12 protein-coding genes and 1 rRNA gene (1 of these 13 running past the window's edge) are annotated in these 21912 nt (G+C 37.5%); 3 read left to right on the top strand and 10 right to left on the bottom strand.

From position 1 onward, the window contains the following. Nucleotides 1-20, bottom strand: a 16S ribosomal RNA gene (locus tag VPHSUH08_RS07095); it reaches 1544 nt to the left of the window's first position. Nucleotides 21-562: 542 nt separating this feature from the next. Between VPHSUH08_RS07095 and VPHSUH08_RS07100 the strand changes: the two genes are divergently transcribed. Next, nucleotides 563-1294 carry an SIMPL domain-containing protein gene (locus VPHSUH08_RS07100; RefSeq protein ID WP_105087077.1) on the top strand — a complete coding sequence of 244 codons (732 nt, stop codon included), beginning with the start codon at nt 563-565 and terminating at the stop codon, nt 1292-1294. On the opposite strand, the gene VPHSUH08_RS07105 is transcribed toward VPHSUH08_RS07100, so the two are convergent. Beyond that, nucleotides 1275-2021 (bottom strand): ubiquinone/menaquinone biosynthesis methyltransferase, encoded by a 747-nt coding sequence (locus VPHSUH08_RS07105; protein ID WP_105087078.1) that lies wholly within the window; start codon nt 2019-2021, stop codon nt 1275-1277. The genes VPHSUH08_RS07100 and VPHSUH08_RS07105 overlap by 20 nt on opposite strands. A 346-nt stretch (nt 2022-2367) precedes the next feature. Between VPHSUH08_RS07105 and sstT the strand changes: the two genes are divergently transcribed. Together sstT and VPHSUH08_RS07115 are read left to right on the top strand one after the other, a co-directional pair. After that, a complete protein-coding gene (sstT, locus tag VPHSUH08_RS07110; protein ID WP_004692960.1) occupies nt 2368-3588 on the top strand; it encodes a serine/threonine transporter SstT in 1221 nt (406 codons plus the stop codon). 245 nt (nt 3589-3833) lie between these two features. After that, nucleotides 3834-5351, top strand: a complete 1518-nt coding sequence (locus tag VPHSUH08_RS07115; RefSeq protein WP_105087079.1) for an NAD(P)/FAD-dependent oxidoreductase — start codon at nt 3834-3836, stop codon at nt 5349-5351. A 189-nt stretch (nt 5352-5540) separates the two neighbouring features. Here VPHSUH08_RS07115 and VPHSUH08_RS07120 read toward each other — a convergent pair whose 3' ends face one another. From VPHSUH08_RS07120 to VPHSUH08_RS07155, 8 genes are all read right to left on the bottom strand, one after another. After that, a complete protein-coding gene (locus VPHSUH08_RS07120) occupies nt 5541-6197 on the bottom strand; it encodes a PepSY domain-containing protein (protein ID WP_004692962.1) in 657 nt (218 codons plus the stop codon). A 127-nt stretch (nt 6198-6324) separates the two neighbouring features. Next, nucleotides 6325-7446, bottom strand: coding sequence for an AI-2E family transporter (locus VPHSUH08_RS07125; protein ID WP_004698387.1), 1122 nt, complete (start codon nt 7444-7446; stop codon nt 6325-6327). Between the two features lie 226 nt (nt 7447-7672). Continuing rightward, entirely contained in the window at nt 7673-8710 is a 1038-nt protein-coding gene (locus tag VPHSUH08_RS07130) for an OmpA family protein (RefSeq protein WP_105087080.1), read from the bottom strand. A gap of 552 nt (nt 8711-9262) precedes the next feature. Then, nucleotides 9263-10672 carry an MATE family efflux transporter gene (locus VPHSUH08_RS07135; RefSeq protein ID WP_101928980.1) on the bottom strand — a complete coding sequence of 470 codons (1410 nt, stop codon included), beginning with the start codon at nt 10670-10672 and terminating at the stop codon, nt 9263-9265. A gap of 255 nt (nt 10673-10927) precedes the next feature. After that, nucleotides 10928-18412 (bottom strand): ESPR-type extended signal peptide-containing protein, encoded by a 7485-nt coding sequence (locus tag VPHSUH08_RS07140; RefSeq protein ID WP_105087081.1) that lies wholly within the window; start codon nt 18410-18412, stop codon nt 10928-10930. A 416-nt stretch (nt 18413-18828) separates the two neighbouring features. Further along, nucleotides 18829-19800, bottom strand: a complete 972-nt coding sequence (locus VPHSUH08_RS07145; protein ID WP_369907547.1) for a biotin-dependent carboxyltransferase family protein — start codon at nt 19798-19800, stop codon at nt 18829-18831. A gap of 37 nt (nt 19801-19837) precedes the next feature. After that, a complete protein-coding gene (gene pxpB, locus VPHSUH08_RS07150) occupies nt 19838-20581 on the bottom strand; it encodes a 5-oxoprolinase subunit PxpB (RefSeq protein WP_105087083.1) in 744 nt (247 codons plus the stop codon). Nucleotides 20582-20655: 74 nt separating this feature from the next. Beyond that, nucleotides 20656-21852: an NRAMP family divalent metal transporter gene (locus tag VPHSUH08_RS07155; RefSeq protein ID WP_105087084.1), complete on the bottom strand. Its 1197-nt coding sequence runs from the start codon at nt 21850-21852 to the stop codon at nt 20656-20658. Between the last annotated feature and the right edge of the window lie 60 nt (nt 21853-21912).

Consider the following 21912-nt stretch of genomic DNA (forward strand, 5'->3'; position numbering starts at 1 on the left):
AGGATCAAACTCTCCAAGATATCTTGAAGCTATTTGAATAGCTCATTATTTGTTGTCGTTACATTGAAGTAACTTTGAATTATGGTTGGTTTTGACTTTGTCAAAACCCGCACTCTGGCATATGTTCAATCGTTTTGATTGATTACCTATCATTGTTCAGTTTTCAAAGATCTGTTATCAATTTGCACTACTTCATTGTTAAGTACTGTCGTAATTGACGACTTGATTATAATAACATTATGACCACTTTCATGTCAACACATTTTATAATCTTTTTTGAAGTTCATTTTAAACCTCTAAGTGTATTGCTACACTCATTAAGAAACAGCCGCTCAAACGACTGTATGCATATTATAGTACAATGAAAATATAATCGCAACCCCCAATTCTCAATTTTACAAAATTTTCATTTTATTTTCATTTTTAACTATAAACCTAATAATTGATTTTACACAATTAACCATGTACAATGTAGCTGTAATAAAGAACGTTCAGCGCAAATTGGTTTTCTTTTATTAGCGTTTACCAATATGAATATTACATTATTGTAAGGAGATTGAGTATGAAACTATCAAAACAATTATTATCAAAAGCTGTAGCTATAGCTGCTATATGTGCTACTATGGGAACTACCACATTAGCTGCACCACAGGGCACATTTGATACGTCAGAAATTAATATTACTGGTCAAGCGTCTCGATCCGTAGCACCTAACTATGCCATTTTAACACTTGGTATTACAAGCCAAAATACCAATATCAATGCTGCAAAATCTAATAATGATCGTATTATGAGTAATTTAATTAGTCAATTAGCTAACTTAGGTGTTGCCAAAAAAGACATCTATACATCTAGCATTTCCATCAATCCAACGAGCGACTATCAAGACGGCAAACGCATCAATACAGGTTACAATGTATCAAATCATGTAACAGTTAAGATCAATAACCTTGATAACGTAGGAAAGGTTGTCGATGCTGCTGTTAGCGCTGGTGCTAACGACATCAACAACCTTTCATTCCAAAATGATGTATCTCAACAATTATCTGATTCTTTAACTACAGAAGCGATTCAAAACGGTCGCCATAAAGCAGAAGTTATCGCAGCTGCCCTCGGTCGTACATTGGGACCAGTAAAAACTGTTTCCATTAGCACAACTGAAACTAGCACAATGGACTCTGGTTACTATCGTAACCCAGTAATGCTAAAAGCAGCTCTCGAAACTGCTACGCCTGTAGAAAAAGGCTCTTTAATAGTTTCACAAGACGCTAACATCACTTATTATCTACAATAGAATTTTCCGGTACCACACCTTCGTGTACAGCTACAATGCCGCCTGTCAATTCATGATAGGTGGCATTTTCATATCCAAGAGATTTCCAGATTTCTAAAATCTCACTTTGATGTGGGTATCTACGTAAAGATTCTGGAAGCCATGCATAGGAAGAGTTATCTTTGCTCAATTTTCCTATAATAGGCAATATATATGAAAAATAGAAGTTATATAACTGTTTAAACCCAAACATACTTGGTTTTGCAAGTTCTAACACCACAACCTTCCCCCCTGGTTTTACCACGCGTTGCATTTCAGACAATACCTGCTTAATATCTGGAACATTTCGCATTGCAAAGCCACTCATTGCAGCATCAAATGTATTATCCTCATATGGTAAGGCCATGGCATCACCTTGTACTAAATTTACTTGATCAAGTAAACCGGCAGTTTCAATACGAACACGCCCTTGGTTTAGCATTTCACTATTAAAATCTAATGCCTCTACTTTCAAAGTGGGCTCTTGACGTAATGCTTCCTTCGTAAATACACAAGTACCACATGCCACATCAAGTACATATTGGTGAGGACCGATATTCATCGCTTTTACAGAGAATTTACGCCAAAAATAATCTTGTCCAAAGCTTAACACCGTATTCATTAAATCATAGTTTTTTGCAATATTAGAAAAAACGCCTTGCACAAATTTTTCTTTATCTGCATACGTTTTAAATTCTTTAGTATTCATTATGGTCCTTTCACAAATCAAGAACTATGTTCAAGAATTATATATGGCATAGTATACCACACTATAGGAACGCTAAAAAGAATCCTAATATATATACTCTATATAGTGACTATGTAATATATACATATCTACTAAAAACACTGGTATTTAGTATTTTCCGCTACATAATATAGAACTAAACACACATATCTATTTTTTACCTATATTTATAATAAATATATACGACTATCGATTATAATATCTATTGCCACCATTTCATGTTCGTTGTATAATGACATATGTCCATGTTGAAAGGATACTTTATCATGGAATTTTATTTGTTTTTATATAAGTATTGGAGTGTACTATGAATCGATTTGTAAAATCAATCAATAGAGTCAGTCTAATCCAACAAATTATCATAGGTTTGATTATTGGTATTTTAACTGCTCTTTATGTGCCCGATGTGGCCAATGAACTTGCTTTATTAGGAGTCCTCTTCGTTGGAGCGCTAAAAGGTATCGCCCCTATCCTCGTATTTTTCTTAGTAATTGCTGCGATTAGTAAACATCGCTCTGGACAAAAAACAGGTATGGGCTCTGTTATAACCTTATATTTACTAGGTACATTCCTATCTGCGGCTTTAGCAGTAATCGTAAGCTTCTTTTTTCCTACTACATTACACCTAGCAGCAGGTGCAGCCGATGCCGCACCACCTCAAGGTATCGTAGAGGTTATGACAACATTACTAAAAAATGTAGTTGATAATCCAGTAAAAGCATTAATGACTGCTAACTACATCGGTATTTTAGGTTGGGCACTTATCATTGGTGGTGCTTTACGCCATGCACCGATGAATACGAAGGAAGTTATGGAGTCCATTGCACAAGCTATTACTACTGTAGTAGGTTGGATCATTCGATTCGCCCCTCTTGGTATTATGGGCCTTGTAGCAGAATCCATTGCTACTAACGGCATCGAAGCCTTGATTGGGTACTTTCAATTACTCGTATTATTACTTGGTTCTATGATCTTTGTAGCACTAGTAATCAATCCAATTTTATCATTTATTTACCTTCGTCGTAATCCATACCCATTGGTATTCAAATGCTTACGAGAATCTGCAATCTATGCATTCTTTACACGTAGTTCTGCTGCAAACATTCCCGTAAACCTTGATTTAGCCAAACGATTAAAACTTAATCCAGATATGTATTCCGTATCCATTCCATTAGGAGCTACAATCAATATGGGTGGTGCAGCAATTACAATCACAATCATGACATTAGCTGCGGCGCATACATTAGGTATCGTTGTAGATATTCCTACCGCAATCCTATTATCTGTTATTGCCACTATAGGTGCATGTGGGGCTTCCGGTGTTGCAGGCGGTTCCTTGTTACTCATTCCATTGGCTTGTTCCCTATTCGGTATATCCAATGATGTAGCAATGCAAGTTGTAGGCGTAGGCTTTATTATCGGCGTATTACAAGATTCCACGGAAACTGCACTTAACTCTAGCACAGATATCCTCTTCACTGCTACTGCTGATTATGCAAAACGCGGTTATCATCAAGATTGGAACTAAAATTTTTTTAGACGGTCCTTTGGGACCGTCTTTTTTTGTAAACTAATTACATATTATTTTATAAGGCTTTGTGGAAGTTACATATATCCGCGCCTCTTAATTTTCTGGAAATAATATTATGTATTTGGATAAACTAAATATAAACTTTCACCAATCACTAACAAACTATATTGATTTTTTTCAATGTAGTGGTATAATATAGTTAATGATAATAACTATTAGTAGATATATAGAAAGGAATCAACATGAAACAATACGATATTATTGTAGTTGGTACAGGAGGCGCAACCATCGTAGCTGACGCTGCGCTCAAAAAAGGCCTTAAAGTGGCAATCATAGAAAAAGGTAAATTTGGTGGCACATGCCTAACTCGCGGTTGTATCCCTACAAAAGTTATGGTTACAGTGGCTAACGCAATCCAAGAAACAGAAGAATTTAAAAAAATCGGTGTTAATGTTGGTTCTGCTACTATGGACTGGGACACTGTGTCCAAGCGTACTTGGCATAAAATTGACGAATCTGCAGGCATCTATGATTATTACAATGCCTATGACAACGTAGATGTGTATCGTGGTGCAGCAAGCTTTGTATCTGATAAAGTGATGAACATCCATCTTAACGATGGTTCTGGCATTGTAGAAATTACAGCGCCTACAATTATCCTTGGTACTGGTGGCTATAGTAATGTACCGAATGTACCTGGTCTTCAAGAGGCAGGTTTCCTTACTAGTGAAAGTCTCTTTGGTGATAAATTCCCTAAACAGCCATATAAATCCCTTGCTGTACTTGGTGCGGGTCCGATTGGTGTTGAGTTCGCTCATGTATTTGATTCCGCTGGTACAAAAGTAACAATTCTACAACATAATGTACGTTTAGTTCCTAAAGAAGATGCAGATATATCGGAACACTTGCTTAACAACTACAGAGAACGTGGTATTAACGTACTTCTAAACCAAGACACTGTTGAAATCCGCCAAAAAGATGGCCTTAAAGTGGTAGTTACTAAAGATCGTACTACTGGAGAAATTACAGAAACTAAAGTTGAAGAAATCCTTGTAGCTGCAGGTATCCGTCCAGCTGTGGAAGAGCTTCACCTTGAAAATACTGGTATCGAAACATGGCCTAAAGGCTGGATTAAAACTAATGAATTCTTAGAAACATCCGTTGATGGTATCTACGCTTTAGGTGATGTAAATGGTGAACCTGCATTCCGTCACCGTGCAAACTACGAAGCAGATATCATTGCTCACAATCTCTTCTATGCAACAAGTGAAGATGATTACCGTTGGGCAAGGTATGATACATTACCTAAGGTTACATTCTCCTATCCTGAAATTGGTAATGTAGGTCTCACAGAGGCGGAAGCTATCAAAGCAGGTTACAATGTAGGGGTTGGGAAGAACTTCTACTCCTCCACTGCAAAAGGCTATGCAATGGGTATCAACCCTGGTGATGTAAACGATGGATTTGTAAAAATTGTAGTAGATAAAGACACCAACCATATCCTTGGTATGCATGTCGTAGGTCCTCAAGCCTCTATCCTCTTCCAGCCTTATGTGAATCTTATGAATAGTGGTGTAACTCCGTTGACAGCCATCAATGAAGAAATCGCTTCTGAACGCACTAAACGTTTACGTGAAAAAGGTATTACTCGTGAAATGGACCCTAGATCCGTTATCACTGTAGGCGAAACTATGAGCCCACATCCATCCCTCGTCGAGGTTATCATGTGGACACAAGTGTACTACGAAAATCGTTGGTAATACAACTATAGTTATAAATAATAAAAGGACTAAACCTAGGCGCAGTCCTTTTGTTGCAAACATATCTATTGTAAAAAAAATATTCTAACATAAGAGCACTATTAACCGATATTTTATAGTATCGGAATCGCAAAAAAGAGCCAAAGGCATTGCCTTCGGCTCTTTTCTTATTAATCATCAATAGATAGGTTAGCGGCCCATATCTATATCAGAACCCCAAACGAGATTTGTTTTACGACCATCAAAGCCTTGATCTGGCTCAGGTGGTAATTTATAGGATTTAGATTGTTCTACATAAGCACCTGTCTCAGCATCTACTGTAACAACTACTTTTTTACCATCTTGATGCATAGTCACATAGTATAAAACTTTACCATTATGAGCTTCAATTTTCCAGCCCTTCATAACAGCATCATTTCCAAGTTGTTGTTTTGCAACACGTTCTGCTTGCGTTGATTCAATAACTTTATCTTTATTAAAAATCTCACCAATAACTTTCTTAGGTTTGCCCCCCTCTTCCATATCAGAAGCATTACCAGTGATTACGTCAATTTTCATCTTGTACTGATGATACTTACTATAACCAACTACTTTATAACCATAGTTCAAGTCATTAGAGTTGAGCTCTACAGAATGAAGCGCCGCATTTGGATAGCGATTTTGAAAAATAGTTCCAATTTGGCTCATAGTCATAACTATGGACTCGCCAGGTGCACGTTTTACAGAAATATCCGTACTTGTTTCAGGCTTTGTTTTGCGTGCATCTGCCACACTTGGTGTAGCAACGGATAACATGCCCACTGCTAATACCCCCGTTAATGCCATAGAAATCAACTTTTTATTCATTATAATCCTCCTACTAGATACTATGCTTCTATTAATCAAACTATTAGTACACTAGAATTTCTATAAGTTCATGCTATATTCAGCAACACGAAAAATATGTAAATAGTCATATCATTTAGACAATATACTATAAACCTTCATTAGATGCAAGTCGTCCATCTACATCAGTCATAATCAATTTATAGCATGTAGCCACTAAAGGTACACCGATCAACATACCAGTAACCCCCATCAAACTACCGCCTACGATAACAGCAGCAAATACCCACAAACCTGGTAATCCAACAGAGTTACCTACAATTTTAGGATAAATAAAGTTACTTTCAATTTGATGAAGTACCTCTAAAATAATTACATAGATGAGAGCATCCATAGGGCCAACAGTAAGTAGCATAACGGCTCCAATGATACCACCAACATAAATACCTAGTAGTGGAATCAAACCAGTTAAACCAATTACACAAGCAATCGTTGTAGCATATTCAATATTAAATAGCCATAAAGTAATACCTACCATCACGCCTAGAACCAAGGCATCTATAAACTGACCTACAAAAAAATTACTGAATGTTTGAACTGCTACACGAGTTACATAACTAACTCGATTTACCCACTCATCTGATGCATATGCCTTTAATATACGTTTACCTTGTAACATAAGGCGTTCCTTATCAAGCAACATATAAACAGCAAAAATTAAGCCAAGACCTATGTTCAAAGTCCAAGACAATACGGTGCCCATTGCATTTACAATATATGTGCCACCTTTTGTCCCCCATTCACGAGTATATTTAGCAATATTCTCTCCACTTAGGGCATCTATAATCGTTTGATTCGACGCCATTGGAATGGTTTCTGTAATATGTTGCATCCATGTTTGGAAATCCGTATACAATTGCGGTGATGCAGCTACAATAATCGACATAGAATGAATCAATTGAGGTAAAGCCATCCGAGCAATAAAATACACAATAACACTAATTGTTACAAAGGATAGCAAAAGACTCAAAGGGCGACGTATTTTATACTTCCATCCAGAGTCACACTTAGGCCATAGCCATCGTTCATAACGAACGACTAGAATATCCAATACGAAAGCAATACAAGCACCCACAATGAGCGGAACAAAAGCCGTAAAGATAGCGTCAAGACCACTAGCAATATCACTTATACGTAGTGCCATCATAATCATAATGCCCGCTAGTATAATAGCTCCTATGAGCTGTTTGTAATATTTGAATTCTTTCATAATAACCTACTTCACATAACACTATTAATAAGCTACACCTATATAACTATACGATTCTCACATCGCATACATTACCAAAACATAATGAACATTGTATGACCTAGGATTGTATGCAATTTTAGTATAACACAAAAGTCCACCTTATCGCATGCTCGAATTCTCGATAAACAAAAGAGCATGATTGAAGGTGGACTTATTGTAGGCCTAATCTAGATTAGTCTAGAGATTAGCGATGAATATAAACGTCTACACGACGGTTTTCAGCTTTACCTGCTGCTGTAGAGTTAGTTGCAACTGGTTTAACATCACCATTAGCAATACCGATAAGACGATCGGCAGATACACCATGGTTAACTAAATATTGAGCCACATATTGTACGCGGCGTTCAGACAAAGCAATGTTGTATTGAGGATTTGCATCAGTATCAGCGTTACCCATCAATTTAACTTGGTCTTGAGAATATTGGTTAGCAGCATTTACAGCAGCTGTTAAGTTTGGATATTGGTCTGCACGAGCAACATCTTGGTCGGAGTCAAAGTAGATAGATTGTACATAGTAATCCAATTTAGGAGTTTTATATGCAGGCGCTTCTACAGTAGGAGCTGGAGCCGGAGTGTATACAGGAGCTGGCGCTGGAGTGTATACAGGAGCTACGGATTTGTGACCACCGAAACGGTAAGATAATCCTACTACAGGACCTTGGAAGGAAATATTAGACTTATCATCACGTTTAGTATTGATATAACGATACCCTGCATTAATATCCCAGTCTTGGTTAACTTTATAACCTAAACCTGCTTCCCAAGTGGTAGTTCTCTTAGTCCCTACACCCGCTTTACCATAAACGTCTACTTTGGAGCCAAGGTTAGCTTTACCAATTACACCTAATTGAGCAATATTATTTGCTTTAGGGAATGTATCACCAGAAATGTGAGCATAACCGCCATATACTGCGAAATTTTTGTTCAAGGATTGAATCAAATTAACTTCTTGCATTCTATCACTATAGCTAGTGCCGAACATTTTATCATTCAAACCATGGTATTGGTATTGCAACGCTGTTTTATCTGTGAAAGCGTATGTTACACCACCATCAAAGTTCCATTTTGCATCAGAAGTCCAAGCTTTAGTTTTTGCTTTAGAATCAGACGCACCAAGATCAACTTGAAACTCACCTTTATTGAATTGAGTTTGAGGAGTTGCACCTGCTACGGACACACCTACAGCAGCAACTGCCAATAAAGCTAATAATTTTTTATTCATTATAATTCCCTCCAAAAACAGCCCTTATAATACTTAGGCGTTGGTAATAATATGCTTATATTTTACACAATTTTTCAATATAATTCAACATTCTTCATGAATATTTGATGAATTTTTAGTTATATCTATCTATAAATATTATAAATATAAATATTTAAACCCTCTCTATTGCCGAATCACTGCGATTCTCTGCACATATTACATTCCTGAAATTATAATACTATTTATCTTTTTTAAGATTCTCTAACAATAATAAAATTACCGGTCTTATAAGTTCATCAAAATCATTATTATATATACTAATAGATCTAACTATAATTGAACGAATAAAAGCTCCCTTATGCACTAAGGAAGCTTTTATCATTTCATATGTATATCCCTTACATATATACGTGAAATCAGAAGTTTCTGGTCAGATAACACATTCCCCAATGTGTCATTTTTTTCACATTACGTATTGTACATCAAAAATTTTTAATAGACAAGAGTTTATTCACTTCTTTTTCATGAATCCTTCTAAAACTTTCAATGTGAAAAAGAATTTACATCTCATTAAACAACCTTATGTTGCCATGTTCCTCGAATAAATCTCAAATAAGAACAACATAATCTTAGAGACTGATCGAAGCACAAAGATAACCATGCCCCAAAAAGCCCTAAACCTAGTGTAATGCACAATAAATAAGTAATAATAGGACGAATGATTGCTACGCTTACAAGAGAATATTTCATGATGTAATATGTATCTCCTGCCCCTTTCAACACACCGGAATACACTTGCTGTAATGCTTGAGGGAATGCAGCGATAGCCATAATGCCCATCAAAGTGGCTGAAAGTGTAACAACATCACTTTCACGAGTATATAACTGTACTAAAAAATCACCAGGACCAATAAAGATTAATGCACTTACAAGGCCCACGACTAAACCAATACGAGCACCAATTTTACCATAAGTACGTGCAATATCTGGTCGTTTGTGTCCCAGACTTTGCCCCGTATGTGATGCACCTGCAAATCCAAGACCCATCGCAAAATAGTAAAATATATCCATTAAATTCATACATACGTAATGTGCTGCTAAAGGTACCGCACCTAAGGAAGCAACAATCATAGTGTATGTATACATACCGAACCGCTCAAAGAACTGTTCTCCTAAAGAACTGCCACCGACATGAAACATTGTATGTAATACGGGCCTTTCAAACATCCATTTCGACGGATGGCGCAATGTTAATCCAGTAGAAGTATGTTGTGAAATCGTACGCAACAACAATAATGCAATAATAGCACTACTGATCATAGTGGATACACCTGCCCCCATAACGCCAAGTTCAGGGAAGAAACCAATACCATAAATCAAGAAGAAATTCATTATCGTATTCAAAATATTCCCTACTACATTAGATTTAAAAATAACTTTAGTGTTACCATATCCAATGAGTGCAGCCCCTACGATTTGGCTAAAGGACTGAAATATTAAGCTAATAACTATGAAACGACCATACCAAACGGCTGTTTCAATATAGCCATCTTCAGCACCCGTAAAACGTAGAATATGCTCTAAATTCAAGAAACATATCAATAATAACGGTACATAAATTAAAAAATTCAATAAAATAGATTGCTTGAGTACGGCATTCATACCATCTACATCACCTTCACCATGACGACGAGCTATAATTGCCGTCACAGCAATGGATAAGGCTCGACAAAAGATGAGCATTACCATCTCAGGTTGACCCATAATGCCTACCGAAGCAAGAGCTGACGCACCTAAGGCACCAACCATCGCCAAATCAATGGCAGTCATAAATTGTAACATCAAACCTTGTAATGTAGCTGGCCAAGCTATTTTTAAATAATTACCATATAGCTGCTTTGTAGTTCCTACAGCTCCTAATCGTTCTGCAACAGGCAACATGGTGTCTATTGAAAGCCATCGTTGTATACGGTCTAACATCCTATCTCCTATTCATGCAAGATCATACATAATAGAGGTATCACTTTACCTCTTATTTCCACTGTATTATATCACACAACATATGAGAAGTCATTCATATGTTATGCATTTTAAATAAGAATACATATCAAAATAGCAAAAGAACCTCTTATACGAAATGTATATACCCTATCAAGTACAACAATGTATAAGAGGTTCTTTAGTTTTACAGAGAAATAACTATCTTAGACTATTATCAAAATTAGTTCTCAACTCTTAACCTTTAGAAGCTAATAATTGATTTACTACGGCACGCAAGTCATCTAAGCCTTGTTTAGTTTCAGCCAATTCTTGACGTTGACGTTCATTTTCAGCTTCTAATGTATTTAGACGCGCTGCTTGATTAGCAATAACCGTTTTTTGATTACTATTTTCTTTTTTGAGACTAGATACTTCATCTTGCATTACATAAACAGAGCTAATAGGCCCCGCCTTATAGCGTTCTGGAATAGCGTCTTTTCTTTCACGACTACCACCAAATTTATGCGTTACACCTGCATTTACCATGTTATGGCTAGTACCAAGTGAAACACCTACGTTGAACATAGTATCTTCAGTTCGGTAGTGAGCAATACCGATGGCACCCGCAGTTTCACCACGGTAGTTACCAATACCAGCCATAATTTGTGTTGGTTCCAATGGATCATATTGAATTGGTTTCAACGCTGCCATAGCTGCTGCATGAGCACCAACACGTTGTGTTTCAGTACCAACACGGTTAACAGCTTCTTGTAAACCAGCATTAGATGCTTTCAATTGGCTAACATTTACTGCATCAGTATCAGCTGTACCAGGCGCTACTCCATGAATTTTGTTGCCACCATTATTTAAGCCGTCTACAGTAAGTGATACAGGGCTAGCTGCTGTATCTGCAGGAGTAATAGTCATACCACCCCCATTAATTGTAGTAGAGTTGCCAGCTGCATCTTTCACAGTTGTACCTGCAGGAGTGATTTTAGTAGATACACCGTTTTCATCACCTACAGTAACACTGTTTAGGCCTTTTAAGTCTTTAGCCAAGCCATATGTGAAAGTAGTTCTATCTTGGTTAACTACAAGATTATCACCAGCTTGGAATTTTACGGTATCCCCACCTTGTACTTTTTCAACAGTACCTCCTGCAGCTGTTACCTTCCATGCAGATATATCTTTAACTTGTTGTTTACCAGCATCTGTTAAGTTGCTCAAGTCTTGATTTGCAGCATTATCGATTTTTGCTTTAGTTTGATCATCAATCTTAACAGTTACATCTTCACCATTAGCTATAGTTGTTAAACCGTTTTCGCCTTTAATATTGAATTTTACATCGCCTGTACTCAACGATTTTTCATCAGTCAAACCAGAGTTACCACCTAAAGAAATCTTACGAGCAATAGCTGTCGTGTTTTTGTCGATATTAGCTTTATTGGTTGCGATGTTATCCTTATTAGTTGCAATATCACTAGTATTTTTAGTGATAGCCGCTTTGTTATCAGCAATATTTTGTTTATTCGCAGCAATATTGTCCTTATTAGTTGCAATATCAGCAGCATTTCTATCAATTGCAGCTTTATTATTAGCTATTTTTTGCTTGTTATCCGCAATGGCATCAGCATTTTTACCAATCTTATCTGTATTATCAGCAATGTTGGCTTTGTTTTCTGCTACTTGATCATCAACATGTTTCAATTGATCTTCTGTGGCGGCACGTCCAGAGACAGGCTGTGTTTGACCCGGAGTCCATGCAGTGTTAGTCAAACCCGTTACTTGAGGTGTTTCTACACCTTCTGTAGCTTTCACTTCTGGTGCTGTAATGGTTTGATTTGCTTTTACAGTATTGAAAGTTACGTCTTGTTTAGTAGCAATTGTGAAATCTTTACCATTTTGAGTAATGGAAATGTTATCACCATCGATAAACTTAACTGTATTGCCACCTTCAACTTTTTCAGCAGTATTACCATTAGCTACTACATTCCATGCGGATAAATCTTTAACTTGTTGTTTACCAGCATCTGTTAAGTTGCTCAAATCCATATTTGCTGCATTGTTGATTTTATTAGCCGTAGCATCATCCAATTTGACAGTTACATCTTCGCCATTAGCTTCAGTAACAATACCATTTTGCCCTTTAATATTGAATTTCACATCGCCTGTACTTAAGGATTTCTCATCTGTTGAACCAGTATTACCACCTAAGGAAATCTTACGACCAATAGCTTCTGTATTTTTATCAATATTAGCTTTATTGGCTGCGATATCGCCAGCATTTTTAGTGATGGCCGCTTTGTTATCTGCAATATTTTGTTTATTCGTCGCAATATTATCTTTATTAGTTGCTATATCGGCTTTATTAGTTGCGATATTATCTTTGTTAGTAGCAATATCTACTGCATTTTTATCAATTGCAGCTTTATTATCAGCTATTTTTTGTTTGTTATCCGCAATAGCCTCTGCATTTTTACCAATCTTATCTGTATTGTCAGCAATCTTGGCTTTATTTTCTGATACTTGATCATCAACGTATTTCAATTGGTCTTCTGTAGCTGCACGACCAGATACAGGTTGTGTTTGGCCTAGAGTCCATGCAGTGTTAGTCAAACCTGTTACTTGAGGAGTTTCAACCCCAGTTGTCGCTTTAACCTTTGGCGCTGTAATCGTTTGAGTAGCTGTTACCGTATCAAAAGTTACATCTTTCTTAGTAGAAATGGTGAAGTCCTTACCATTTTGAGTAATGGAAATGTTATCACCATCGATAAACTTAACGGTGTTACCACCTTCAACCTTTTCAGCCATCTCATTATTAGCGACTACATTCCAAGCTGCTAAGTCCTTAACTTGTTGCTTACCGTCAGGGGTCAAATTACTCAAATCTCGATCAGCTGCATTGTCAACTTTACCTTTAGTTGCATCATCGAGTTTAACTGTCACATCGTCGCCATTAGCAACAGTCGTAAGACCATTTTCACCTTTCACATTGAATTTCACATCACCTGTGCTCAAAGATTTTTCATCAGTCGAACCAGAGTTACCACCTAAAGAAATCTTACGACCGATAGCTGTCGTGTTTTTGTCGATGTTAGCTTTATTGGTTGCGATGTTATCCTTATTAGTTACAATATCACTAGCATTTTTAGTGATAGCCGCTTTGTTATCAGCAATATTTTGTCTATTGGTAGCAATATTGTCAGTATTTTTAGTGATTGCAGTTTTATTATCAGCTATTTTTTGCTTGTTATCTGCAATGGCATCAGAATTTTTGCCAATCTTATCTGTATTATCAGCGATATTGGCTTTATTTTCTGCTACTTGATCATCAACGTGTTTCAATTGGTCTTCTGTAGCTGCACGACCAGATACAGGTTGTGTTTGTCCCGGAGTCCATGCAGTGTTGGTCAAACCTGTTACTTGAGGAGTTTCAACCCCAGTTGTCGCTTTAACCTTTGGCGCTGTAATCGTTTGAGTAGCTGTTACCGTACCAAAGGTTACATCTTTCTTAGTAGAAATGGTGAAGTCCTTACCATTTTGAGTAATGGAAATGTTATCACCATCAATAAACTTAACAGTGTTACCACCTTCAACCTTTTCAGCCGTTTCATTATTAGCGACTACATTCCAAGCTGCTAAGTTCTTAATCTGTTGCTTACCGTCAGGAGTCAAATTGCTCAAGTCTTGGTCCGCTGCATTCTCGATTTTACCTTTAGTCGTATCATCGAGTTTAACTGTCACATCGTCGCCATTAGCAACAGTCGTAAGACCATTTTCACCTTTCACATTGAATTTCACATCACCTGTGCTCAACGATTTTTCATCAGTCGAACCAGAGTTACCACCTAAAGAAATCTTACGGCCAATAGCTGTCGTGTTTTTGTCAATGTTAGCTTTATTGATTGCGATGTTATCTTTGTTAGTTGAAATGTCAGCTTTGTTTGTAGCAATGTCACCAGTATTCTTATCAATTGCAGTTTTATTATCAGCTATTTTTTGCTTGTTATCTGCAATGTTATCCTTATTAGTAGCAATATCTGTTTTGTTCGCAGCAATATTGTCTTTGTTAGTGGCAATATCTACTGCATTTTTATCAATTGCAGCTTTATTGTCAGCTATTTTTTGCTTGTTATCTGCAATGGCATCAGAATTTTTGCCAATCTTATCTGTATTATCAGCGATATTGGCTTTGTTTTCTGCTACTTGATCATCAACGTATTTCAATTGGTCTTCTGTAGCTGCACGACCAGATACAGGTTGTGTTTGGCCTAGAGTCCATGCAGTGTTAGTCAAACCTGTTACTTGAGGTGTTTCAACCCCAGTTGTCGCTTTAACCTTTGGCGCTGTAATCGTTTGAGTAGCTGTTACCGTATCAAAAGTTACATCTTTCTTAGTGGAAATGGTGAAGTCCTTACCATTTTGAGTAATAGAAATGTTATCACCATCGATAAACTTAACTGTATTGCCACCTTCAACTCTTTCGGCAGTATTACCATTAGCTACTACGTTCCACGCGGATAAATCCTTAACTTGTTGCTTACCATCAGGGGTCAAATTGCTCAAGTCTTGGTCAGCTGCATTGTCAACTTTACCTTTAGTCGCGTCATCGAGTTTAACAGTCACATCGTCACCATTAGCAACCGTAGTAAGACCGTTTTCACCTTTCACATTGAATTTCACATCACCTGTGCTCAAGGATTTTTCATCGGTAGAACCAGAGTTACCACCTAAAGAAATCTTACGAGCGATAGCAGTAGTATTTTGAGCGATATTAGCTTTATTAGAAGCAATATCCCCTTTGTTTATTGCAATCTCACTAGCATTTTTAGTGATAGCATCTTTATTATCAGCTATTTTTTGCTTATTATCTGCAATATTATCTTTATTAGTAGCAATATCGCCAGTATTTTTATCAATTGCAGATTTATTGGCAGCTATCTTTTGCTTGTTATCTGCAATATTATCCTTATTAGTAGCAATATCTGTTTTATTCGCAGCAATATTGTCTTTGTTAGTAGCAATATCTACTGCATTTTTATCAATTGCCGTTTTATTGTCAGCTATTTTTTGCTTATTATCTACGATAGCATCAGTATTTTTGCCAATCTTATCTGTATTATCAGCAATCTTGGCTTTGTTTCCTGCTACTTGATCATCAACATGTTTCAATTGGTCTTCTGTGGCTGCACGACCAGATACAGGTTGTGTTTGGCCCGGAGTCCATACAGTGTTAGTCAAGCCTGTTACTTGAGGAGTTTCAACCCCAGTTGTCGCTTTAACCTTTGGTGCTGTAATCGTTTGAGTAGCTGTTACCGTATCAAAGGTTACATCTTTCTTAGCAGAAATGGTGAAGTCCTTACCATTTTGAGTAATAGAAATGTTATCACCATCAATAAACTTAACAGTGTTATTACCTTCAACCTTTTCAGCCGTCTCATTATTAGCGACTACATTCCAAGCTGCTAAGTCCTTAACTTGTTGTTTACCATCAGGAGTCAAATTGCTCAAATCTCGATCAGCTGCATTCTCAATTTTACCTTTAGTCGTATCATCGAGTTTAACTGTCACATCGTCGCCATTAGCAACAGTCGTAAGACCATTTTCACCTTTCACATTGAATTTCACATCACCTGTGCTCAACGATTTTTCATCAGTCGAACCAGAGTTACCACCTAAAGAAATCTTACGAGCGATAGCAACAGTATTTTGAGCAATATTAGCTTTATTAGAAGCAATATCCCCTTTATTTGTAGCAATTTCACCAATATTTTTATCTATTGCAGTTTTGTTAGCTTCAGCTTTATCATCAACTTTTTTCAATTGGGATACATTGACAGCATCTTTATCAGCAACACCATCTGCTACATTGGCAACTTTCAAATTTCCAGCATTGATACCTTTATCACCATCAATTTTTACAGTTTCATTACCGCCAGCATTATTGAAAGAAGCACTGTTTAATTTAGAAAGATCTTTTTTCAAAGCTATAGAGATTTTCTTATCATTTCTAGCAACCGCAACATTATCGCCACCAGAAAAATCTACTGTATTACCTTTTTCAACCGCTACTGGTGTAGCTTCACCATTAGCAGAAAGATTCCAACCATATTTGTTTTGATCAATCGCTTGATTAATCGCATTAGCTACATTAGCAGAATCCGCCATACCAGCCGAGGCTGTAGCGCTACCATTTGCTACAGTAATGTCTTGCTTTTTACCAGAAACTGTAATTTTCTTACCATTAGCTGTAGTGCTAATGTATGTATTATCACCATTTACAACCAATTTACTATTAGCAAGGTTCACATCGCCTGTACCAGTATCACCTGTAAAAGCTAGATTAACACTCTTTAATTGCGCCACGTTTACTGCGTCTGTATCAGCAGTACCTGCAGCAACATAGTTAATTTGACGTGTTTGGTTTATCGTACCAACAGCAACACCACCTAATTTAGACGTTAGGGCGGCACCACTTAAACCAGCATATATATCTGTACGACTAGCATTAACATTATATCCCGCTACGCCTGAAGCAATATCAGCTATAGATTTTGAGCCAACAGCTACACCATCTACTACTTTACCTCTGGCGCCATCACCAACAGCTACAGAACGACTCGCAGATGCGTCTGTTGCGGCATTTGGGCCAATAGCAATAGAATTAGCTGCCGTAGCACCAGTATTATCTTTATTAGCAGCATCAGAAGATTTTATAGATATATATTTATAAGCGATTTGGTCTACAATAGCGCTAAGTTGAGAGCCATTAATTGCATCTGTGGAAGTAGCACTTACTTCACCAGGAGCCACATGTTTCAACTGACGTTCATACCCTTTAGAACCAAAAGATACAACGTCACCTGGCAATGTTTTATCACCACCAGCCCAGGAAGCAACAACGTTATTTGGCAAAGTATAACTAGATTGTTTTGTACCGCCTACATCAGTGTTAGAACCACCACCGATGGCAATAGCATTATCACGATTTGCCCTAGCCCCTGTGCCAATAGCAATAGCATTTGTTACATCATTATTGGCTTGACCAGAAGCCCCACTAGAAGTTCCTGATAAACGATCCTTCGCATTTGCACCTGTACCAATGGCAATGCCCACATTGCCTGACTGACCTTTCATGCCTAATGTGATACCGGATTCACCAGCCGTTGCCGATGTATATAGTGGGTTTCTCATATCAAATCCTGTTAAGCTTTGAACTGCACTACGCAAATCCCCAGTTTTATTCTCACCATTATTCGTAGTGTAAATAACATTTACACCATCGGCTTTAACTACATCATCGCCACCAATAACAATAGAAGAGTTACCTTGAGCTATTGTATTTCCCCCAATGGCAATTGCTTGCTCCCCAATTACTCTTGCACCTTCATTAGCAGTATTACCACCACCAATAGCGATTCCTTGTGGGCTGTTAACACTGGTACTAGAATTAGAACCTATTGCAATAGAATATCCACCAGCAGCTGCTGCATTTTGACCGAAACCTACAGCTTTATCACCAGTAACAGAAGCACCAGCCCCCAAGCCTACTGCTGTTGCATGCATATTTGTAGGCAAAGTATTTGCCGCCATAGAGATGCTAGCATTAGTCATTGCTAATGCAGCCAAGATTGCTGCTACAACAATTTTCTTTTTGCCACTATTATTCTTAGCGAACTCAGATACTACTACGTAGCAGTTTTTTGATTTGCTCCAAACCACTTTAAAAATCTTATTCATACTTTCTCCTATAAACTATAGTAATATTAATGCTCCCTCGATGTTTTATCATATGGTAAGTCATACGAGAATTCCAAAATTTTCAATATTATAAGTATATCAAAACCTTTAATACACTATCAAGCTTTTTCATTTTTTATTCATAATTCTATATAGCGCACAAATGCAGCATTAATGCGTTTTATAGTGATTCATATCACAAATTTATATAAAATACGGGCTTATTTTATACCATAAAGAAGAGATAAAATGAATATAAATTCATAATCATTATTTTAAACTTGTTTTATAAGATTATATTTTCCCTCCACCTCATCAATTCATCTTACATTACATAACAAAAAGCTATCTCATAGAAATAACAATCTACAAGATAGCTTTATTGCTAGTTTATATAATTAAATAGGGAAAACCAATTAAGTTACATTAAAGGCATATACACTTTGTTCGTGTGCTAATTGTATGCGCTTATGTAAGCGTTTCATATATGTACGATATATCGCTTGTGCTTCTTCGACAGATATGATATCAAAATGAATTCCATCCCCCACTGGTAATTGGCTTAACCTAGGTAAATCTGCCGTAATCACAGTACCAATCTTTGTATAGCCACCTGTTGTTTGCCGATCTGCCATGAGTACTATAGGGTTTCCATCAGAAGGAACTTGGATAGAACCAAATACAGCGCCATCGGAGATAATATCCGCACCATCTATATGCTCTATAACAGGGCCATCCAAGCGAAAGCCCATACGATCACATTGTACAGTCAATGTATATATTTTACTACCAAAGGTCTTGATTCCTTTCTCTGTAAAATACTTTGCTTGCTCCCCTAGTACTACACGCAAAGGTTCGTGACACTCACGGCCGCCGCGGTTATATAGGGCGATATTGAATAAGTTATGACCATCATAGAAGTCGCACACATTCACTTCGTCTCTAGTAAATGCTTTAATGCCAAACTGATCACCTGCTTGTAACGATCTCCCCTCAAGACCACCTATCTTAGCTTTTGTATGAGTCGATACGCTACCATTAATAGCAGGAACATCAATACCGCCTGAGAAAGCAATATACATACGCACGCCACATTGGCTAAAGCTACCAGAAATAATATCTCCTTCATGACATATAAAAGGTATGTATCGAGGCACGACTATATTATTAATAGTGGGATGCATATCAGCCCCTGTAAAAGCAACAATACATGTACCTTGAACCGTTAGTGTAGGCGGTAGCACGGTGCATTCTAAAGCACCTAAAGGCTCCTTGTTTCCTACTAAAGCCTGCCCCAATAGATAGCTTTCACTATCCATAGGCCCCGCTACAGGCATACCATATTGTTGATAGCCGACTCGTCCTGCATCTTGAATCGTTGTATACATCCCTGGTCCATCTACGTGGATTGAAGCTTTCTTAAAACTATTTAAAGCCACGCAAATCACCTACCTCTACTTCATGTACAACAGGAACATAAGCTGAACCTAAAGATTTTATGCGATAAAATTCAGTATCATCGATGGGCACATAACGAACGTAGTCCCCTGCTCTTAATAATGCAGCTTGTTTTTTAGACATATCATACATAGTCACAGGTGTGCGCCCAATAATCTGCCATCCCCCTGGAGAATCTGATGGATATGTGCCAGTCTGTTCTCCTGCAATACCTACAGACCCGGCAGGAATCAAAGTTCTTGGCGAAGACAACCGCGGAGTTGCAATGCGAGGATTCATTCCACCTAAGTAAGTAAAACCAGGAATAAAACCTAACATATAAACCAAATAGTCAGTACCACTATGAATGGATACAACCTCAGCTTCACTTATATGATTGTGAGAGGCTACAAAGCCTAGATCTGGACCATACTCGCCACCGTATATGGTCGGGATTTCAACAATCGTAACACGTTCATTTGCGCTGTCTGTTACAGATTCTTGTAATATAGGATTAATAGTTCTACAAATGTCGGAATACGTATATACCATTGCATCATATTGAACAAGCAATGCACAGTATGTAGGAACTAGTTCAATAATTCCATCTAGCTGTAAGAGTTTAATCTGCTCTATAACTTGTCGGATTTGTCGATTAATCTTTGGATCGATTGCTTGACCAAAATCAATAGAGATAGCGCAATCCCCTACAGGTGAAATTGTAGGTTTCATATGTACCTCCTGCTATAACTAGAAAGGACCATCACATTCAAGACGAACGTAATGGTGCTTTCACAGATAATTAATTAACCTAGTAACTTAGCAATGCCCTTTAAAGATGTAACACCAATGTAAGATGTTACGAGCACTACAATCCACCCTGTATAATATAAAAGTTTATTGTGTTTATATGTTCCTACGATTTCAGACTTATGAGTTGCGACAAGCATAACTGCCAACGTAACAGGCAAGATCAAACCATTTACAGAACCGGCTAAAATCAATAGAGATGCTGGTTTACCAATAAAAATCAGGATACATGTGGAAATAAAGATAAATGCCATAATAGTCAATTTTTCATTTCGTTCTACCACCTTAAACAATGTTTTTAAGAAGGATACTGATGTGTAGGCAGCCCCTACTACAGAGGTCAATGCGGCACAGAAGAACACTATACCGAATAATTTATGCCCGATTTCACCAGCTCCTAAAAGAAAAGCAGAACCAGCTGGATCCTTAGTATCTAGTACAAATCCCATAGATACCACACCAAGAACAGCTAAGAATAATAATATACGAACTAGCGCATCAACAGACATGCCCATAATTGCTGCACGACGTACATCCTTTAAATGTTCTTGACCTGTAATACCAGCATCAATAAGGCGATGACCACCAGAGAATGTTATATAGCCACCTACGGTCCCTCCAATAAGAGTTATCGTAGCAAGCCACGGATAATTCGTAGGTACTATCGCATGAGTCACTGCTGTCCCTACCGGGGGATTCGTTGAAAATGCTACATAAGCAATGAGGACGAGCATAACCGTACCGAGTACTTTAGCCGTATTATCTAGAACACCACCCATCTTCTTAGATGTAAATAGTAAGATGCCCAAAATACCACTAATAGCCGCTGCTGTTGTTGTGTCGATACCAAATATAATATTGAGGCCCATAGAAGCACCACCAATATTACCGATATTAAAGGCTAATCCACCAAGGGAAATTAAAAATGCCACTATATACCCAAGGCCTGGTAATACCTTATTCGCAATATCTTGACCGCGCATTTGGGATACACCAATAATTGTCCACACATTAAGCTGTGCAATAATAGAGAAAATAACGGATATAACGATAGCAAATGCAAAGTCTGCTTTCAACTCATTTGTAAACGCTGCTGTTTGCAACATAAAGCCAGGCCCAATAGATGACGTGGCCATTAAGAAAGCTGCCCCTAATAGGACAGAGAAACTCGCTTTACCTGTAATTGGTTTCATAGGAACCTCCAAAATAATAATTAATCTATGTCATACTTATTGCTTAAAGCTCATACTTGC

Origin of the sequence: Veillonella sp. S13054-11 (assembly GCF_002959795.1) — a bacterium.
Taxonomy (GTDB): domain Bacteria; phylum Bacillota; class Negativicutes; order Veillonellales; family Veillonellaceae; genus Veillonella; species Veillonella parvula_E.

Bases quoted from the DNA above. Each gene is read 5' to 3' on its own strand.
- VPHSUH08_RS07145 (WP_369907547.1), bottom strand. From the start codon at position 19,800: ATGTATACAACGATTCAAGATGCAGGACGAGTCGGCTATCAACAATAT.
- VPHSUH08_RS07135 (WP_101928980.1), bottom strand. From the start codon at position 10,672: ATGTTAGACCGTATACAACGATGGCTTTCAATAGACACCATGTTGCCT.
- VPHSUH08_RS07120 (WP_004692962.1), bottom strand. From the start codon at position 6,197: ATGAATAAAAAGTTGATTTCTATGGCATTAACGGGGGTATTAGCAGTG.
- VPHSUH08_RS07105 (WP_105087078.1), bottom strand. From the start codon at position 2,021: ATGAATACTAAAGAATTTAAAACGTATGCAGATAAAGAAAAATTTGTG.
- sstT (WP_004692960.1), top strand. From the start codon at position 2,368: ATGAATCGATTTGTAAAATCAATCAATAGAGTCAGTCTAATCCAACAA.
- VPHSUH08_RS07100 (WP_105087077.1), top strand. From the start codon at position 563: ATGAAACTATCAAAACAATTATTATCAAAAGCTGTAGCTATAGCTGCT.
- VPHSUH08_RS07140 (WP_105087081.1), bottom strand. From the start codon at position 18,412: ATGAATAAGATTTTTAAAGTGGTTTGGAGCAAATCAAAAAACTGCTAC.
- VPHSUH08_RS07125 (WP_004698387.1), bottom strand. From the start codon at position 7,446: ATGAAAGAATTCAAATATTACAAACAGCTCATAGGAGCTATTATACTA.
- pxpB (WP_105087083.1), bottom strand. From the start codon at position 20,581: ATGAAACCTACAATTTCACCTGTAGGGGATTGCGCTATCTCTATTGAT.
- VPHSUH08_RS07115 (WP_105087079.1), top strand. From the start codon at position 3,834: ATGAAACAATACGATATTATTGTAGTTGGTACAGGAGGCGCAACCATC.
- VPHSUH08_RS07130 (WP_105087080.1), bottom strand. From the start codon at position 8,710: ATGAATAAAAAATTATTAGCTTTATTGGCAGTTGCTGCTGTAGGTGTG.
- VPHSUH08_RS07155 (WP_105087084.1), bottom strand. From the start codon at position 21,852: ATGAAACCAATTACAGGTAAAGCGAGTTTCTCTGTCCTATTAGGGGCA.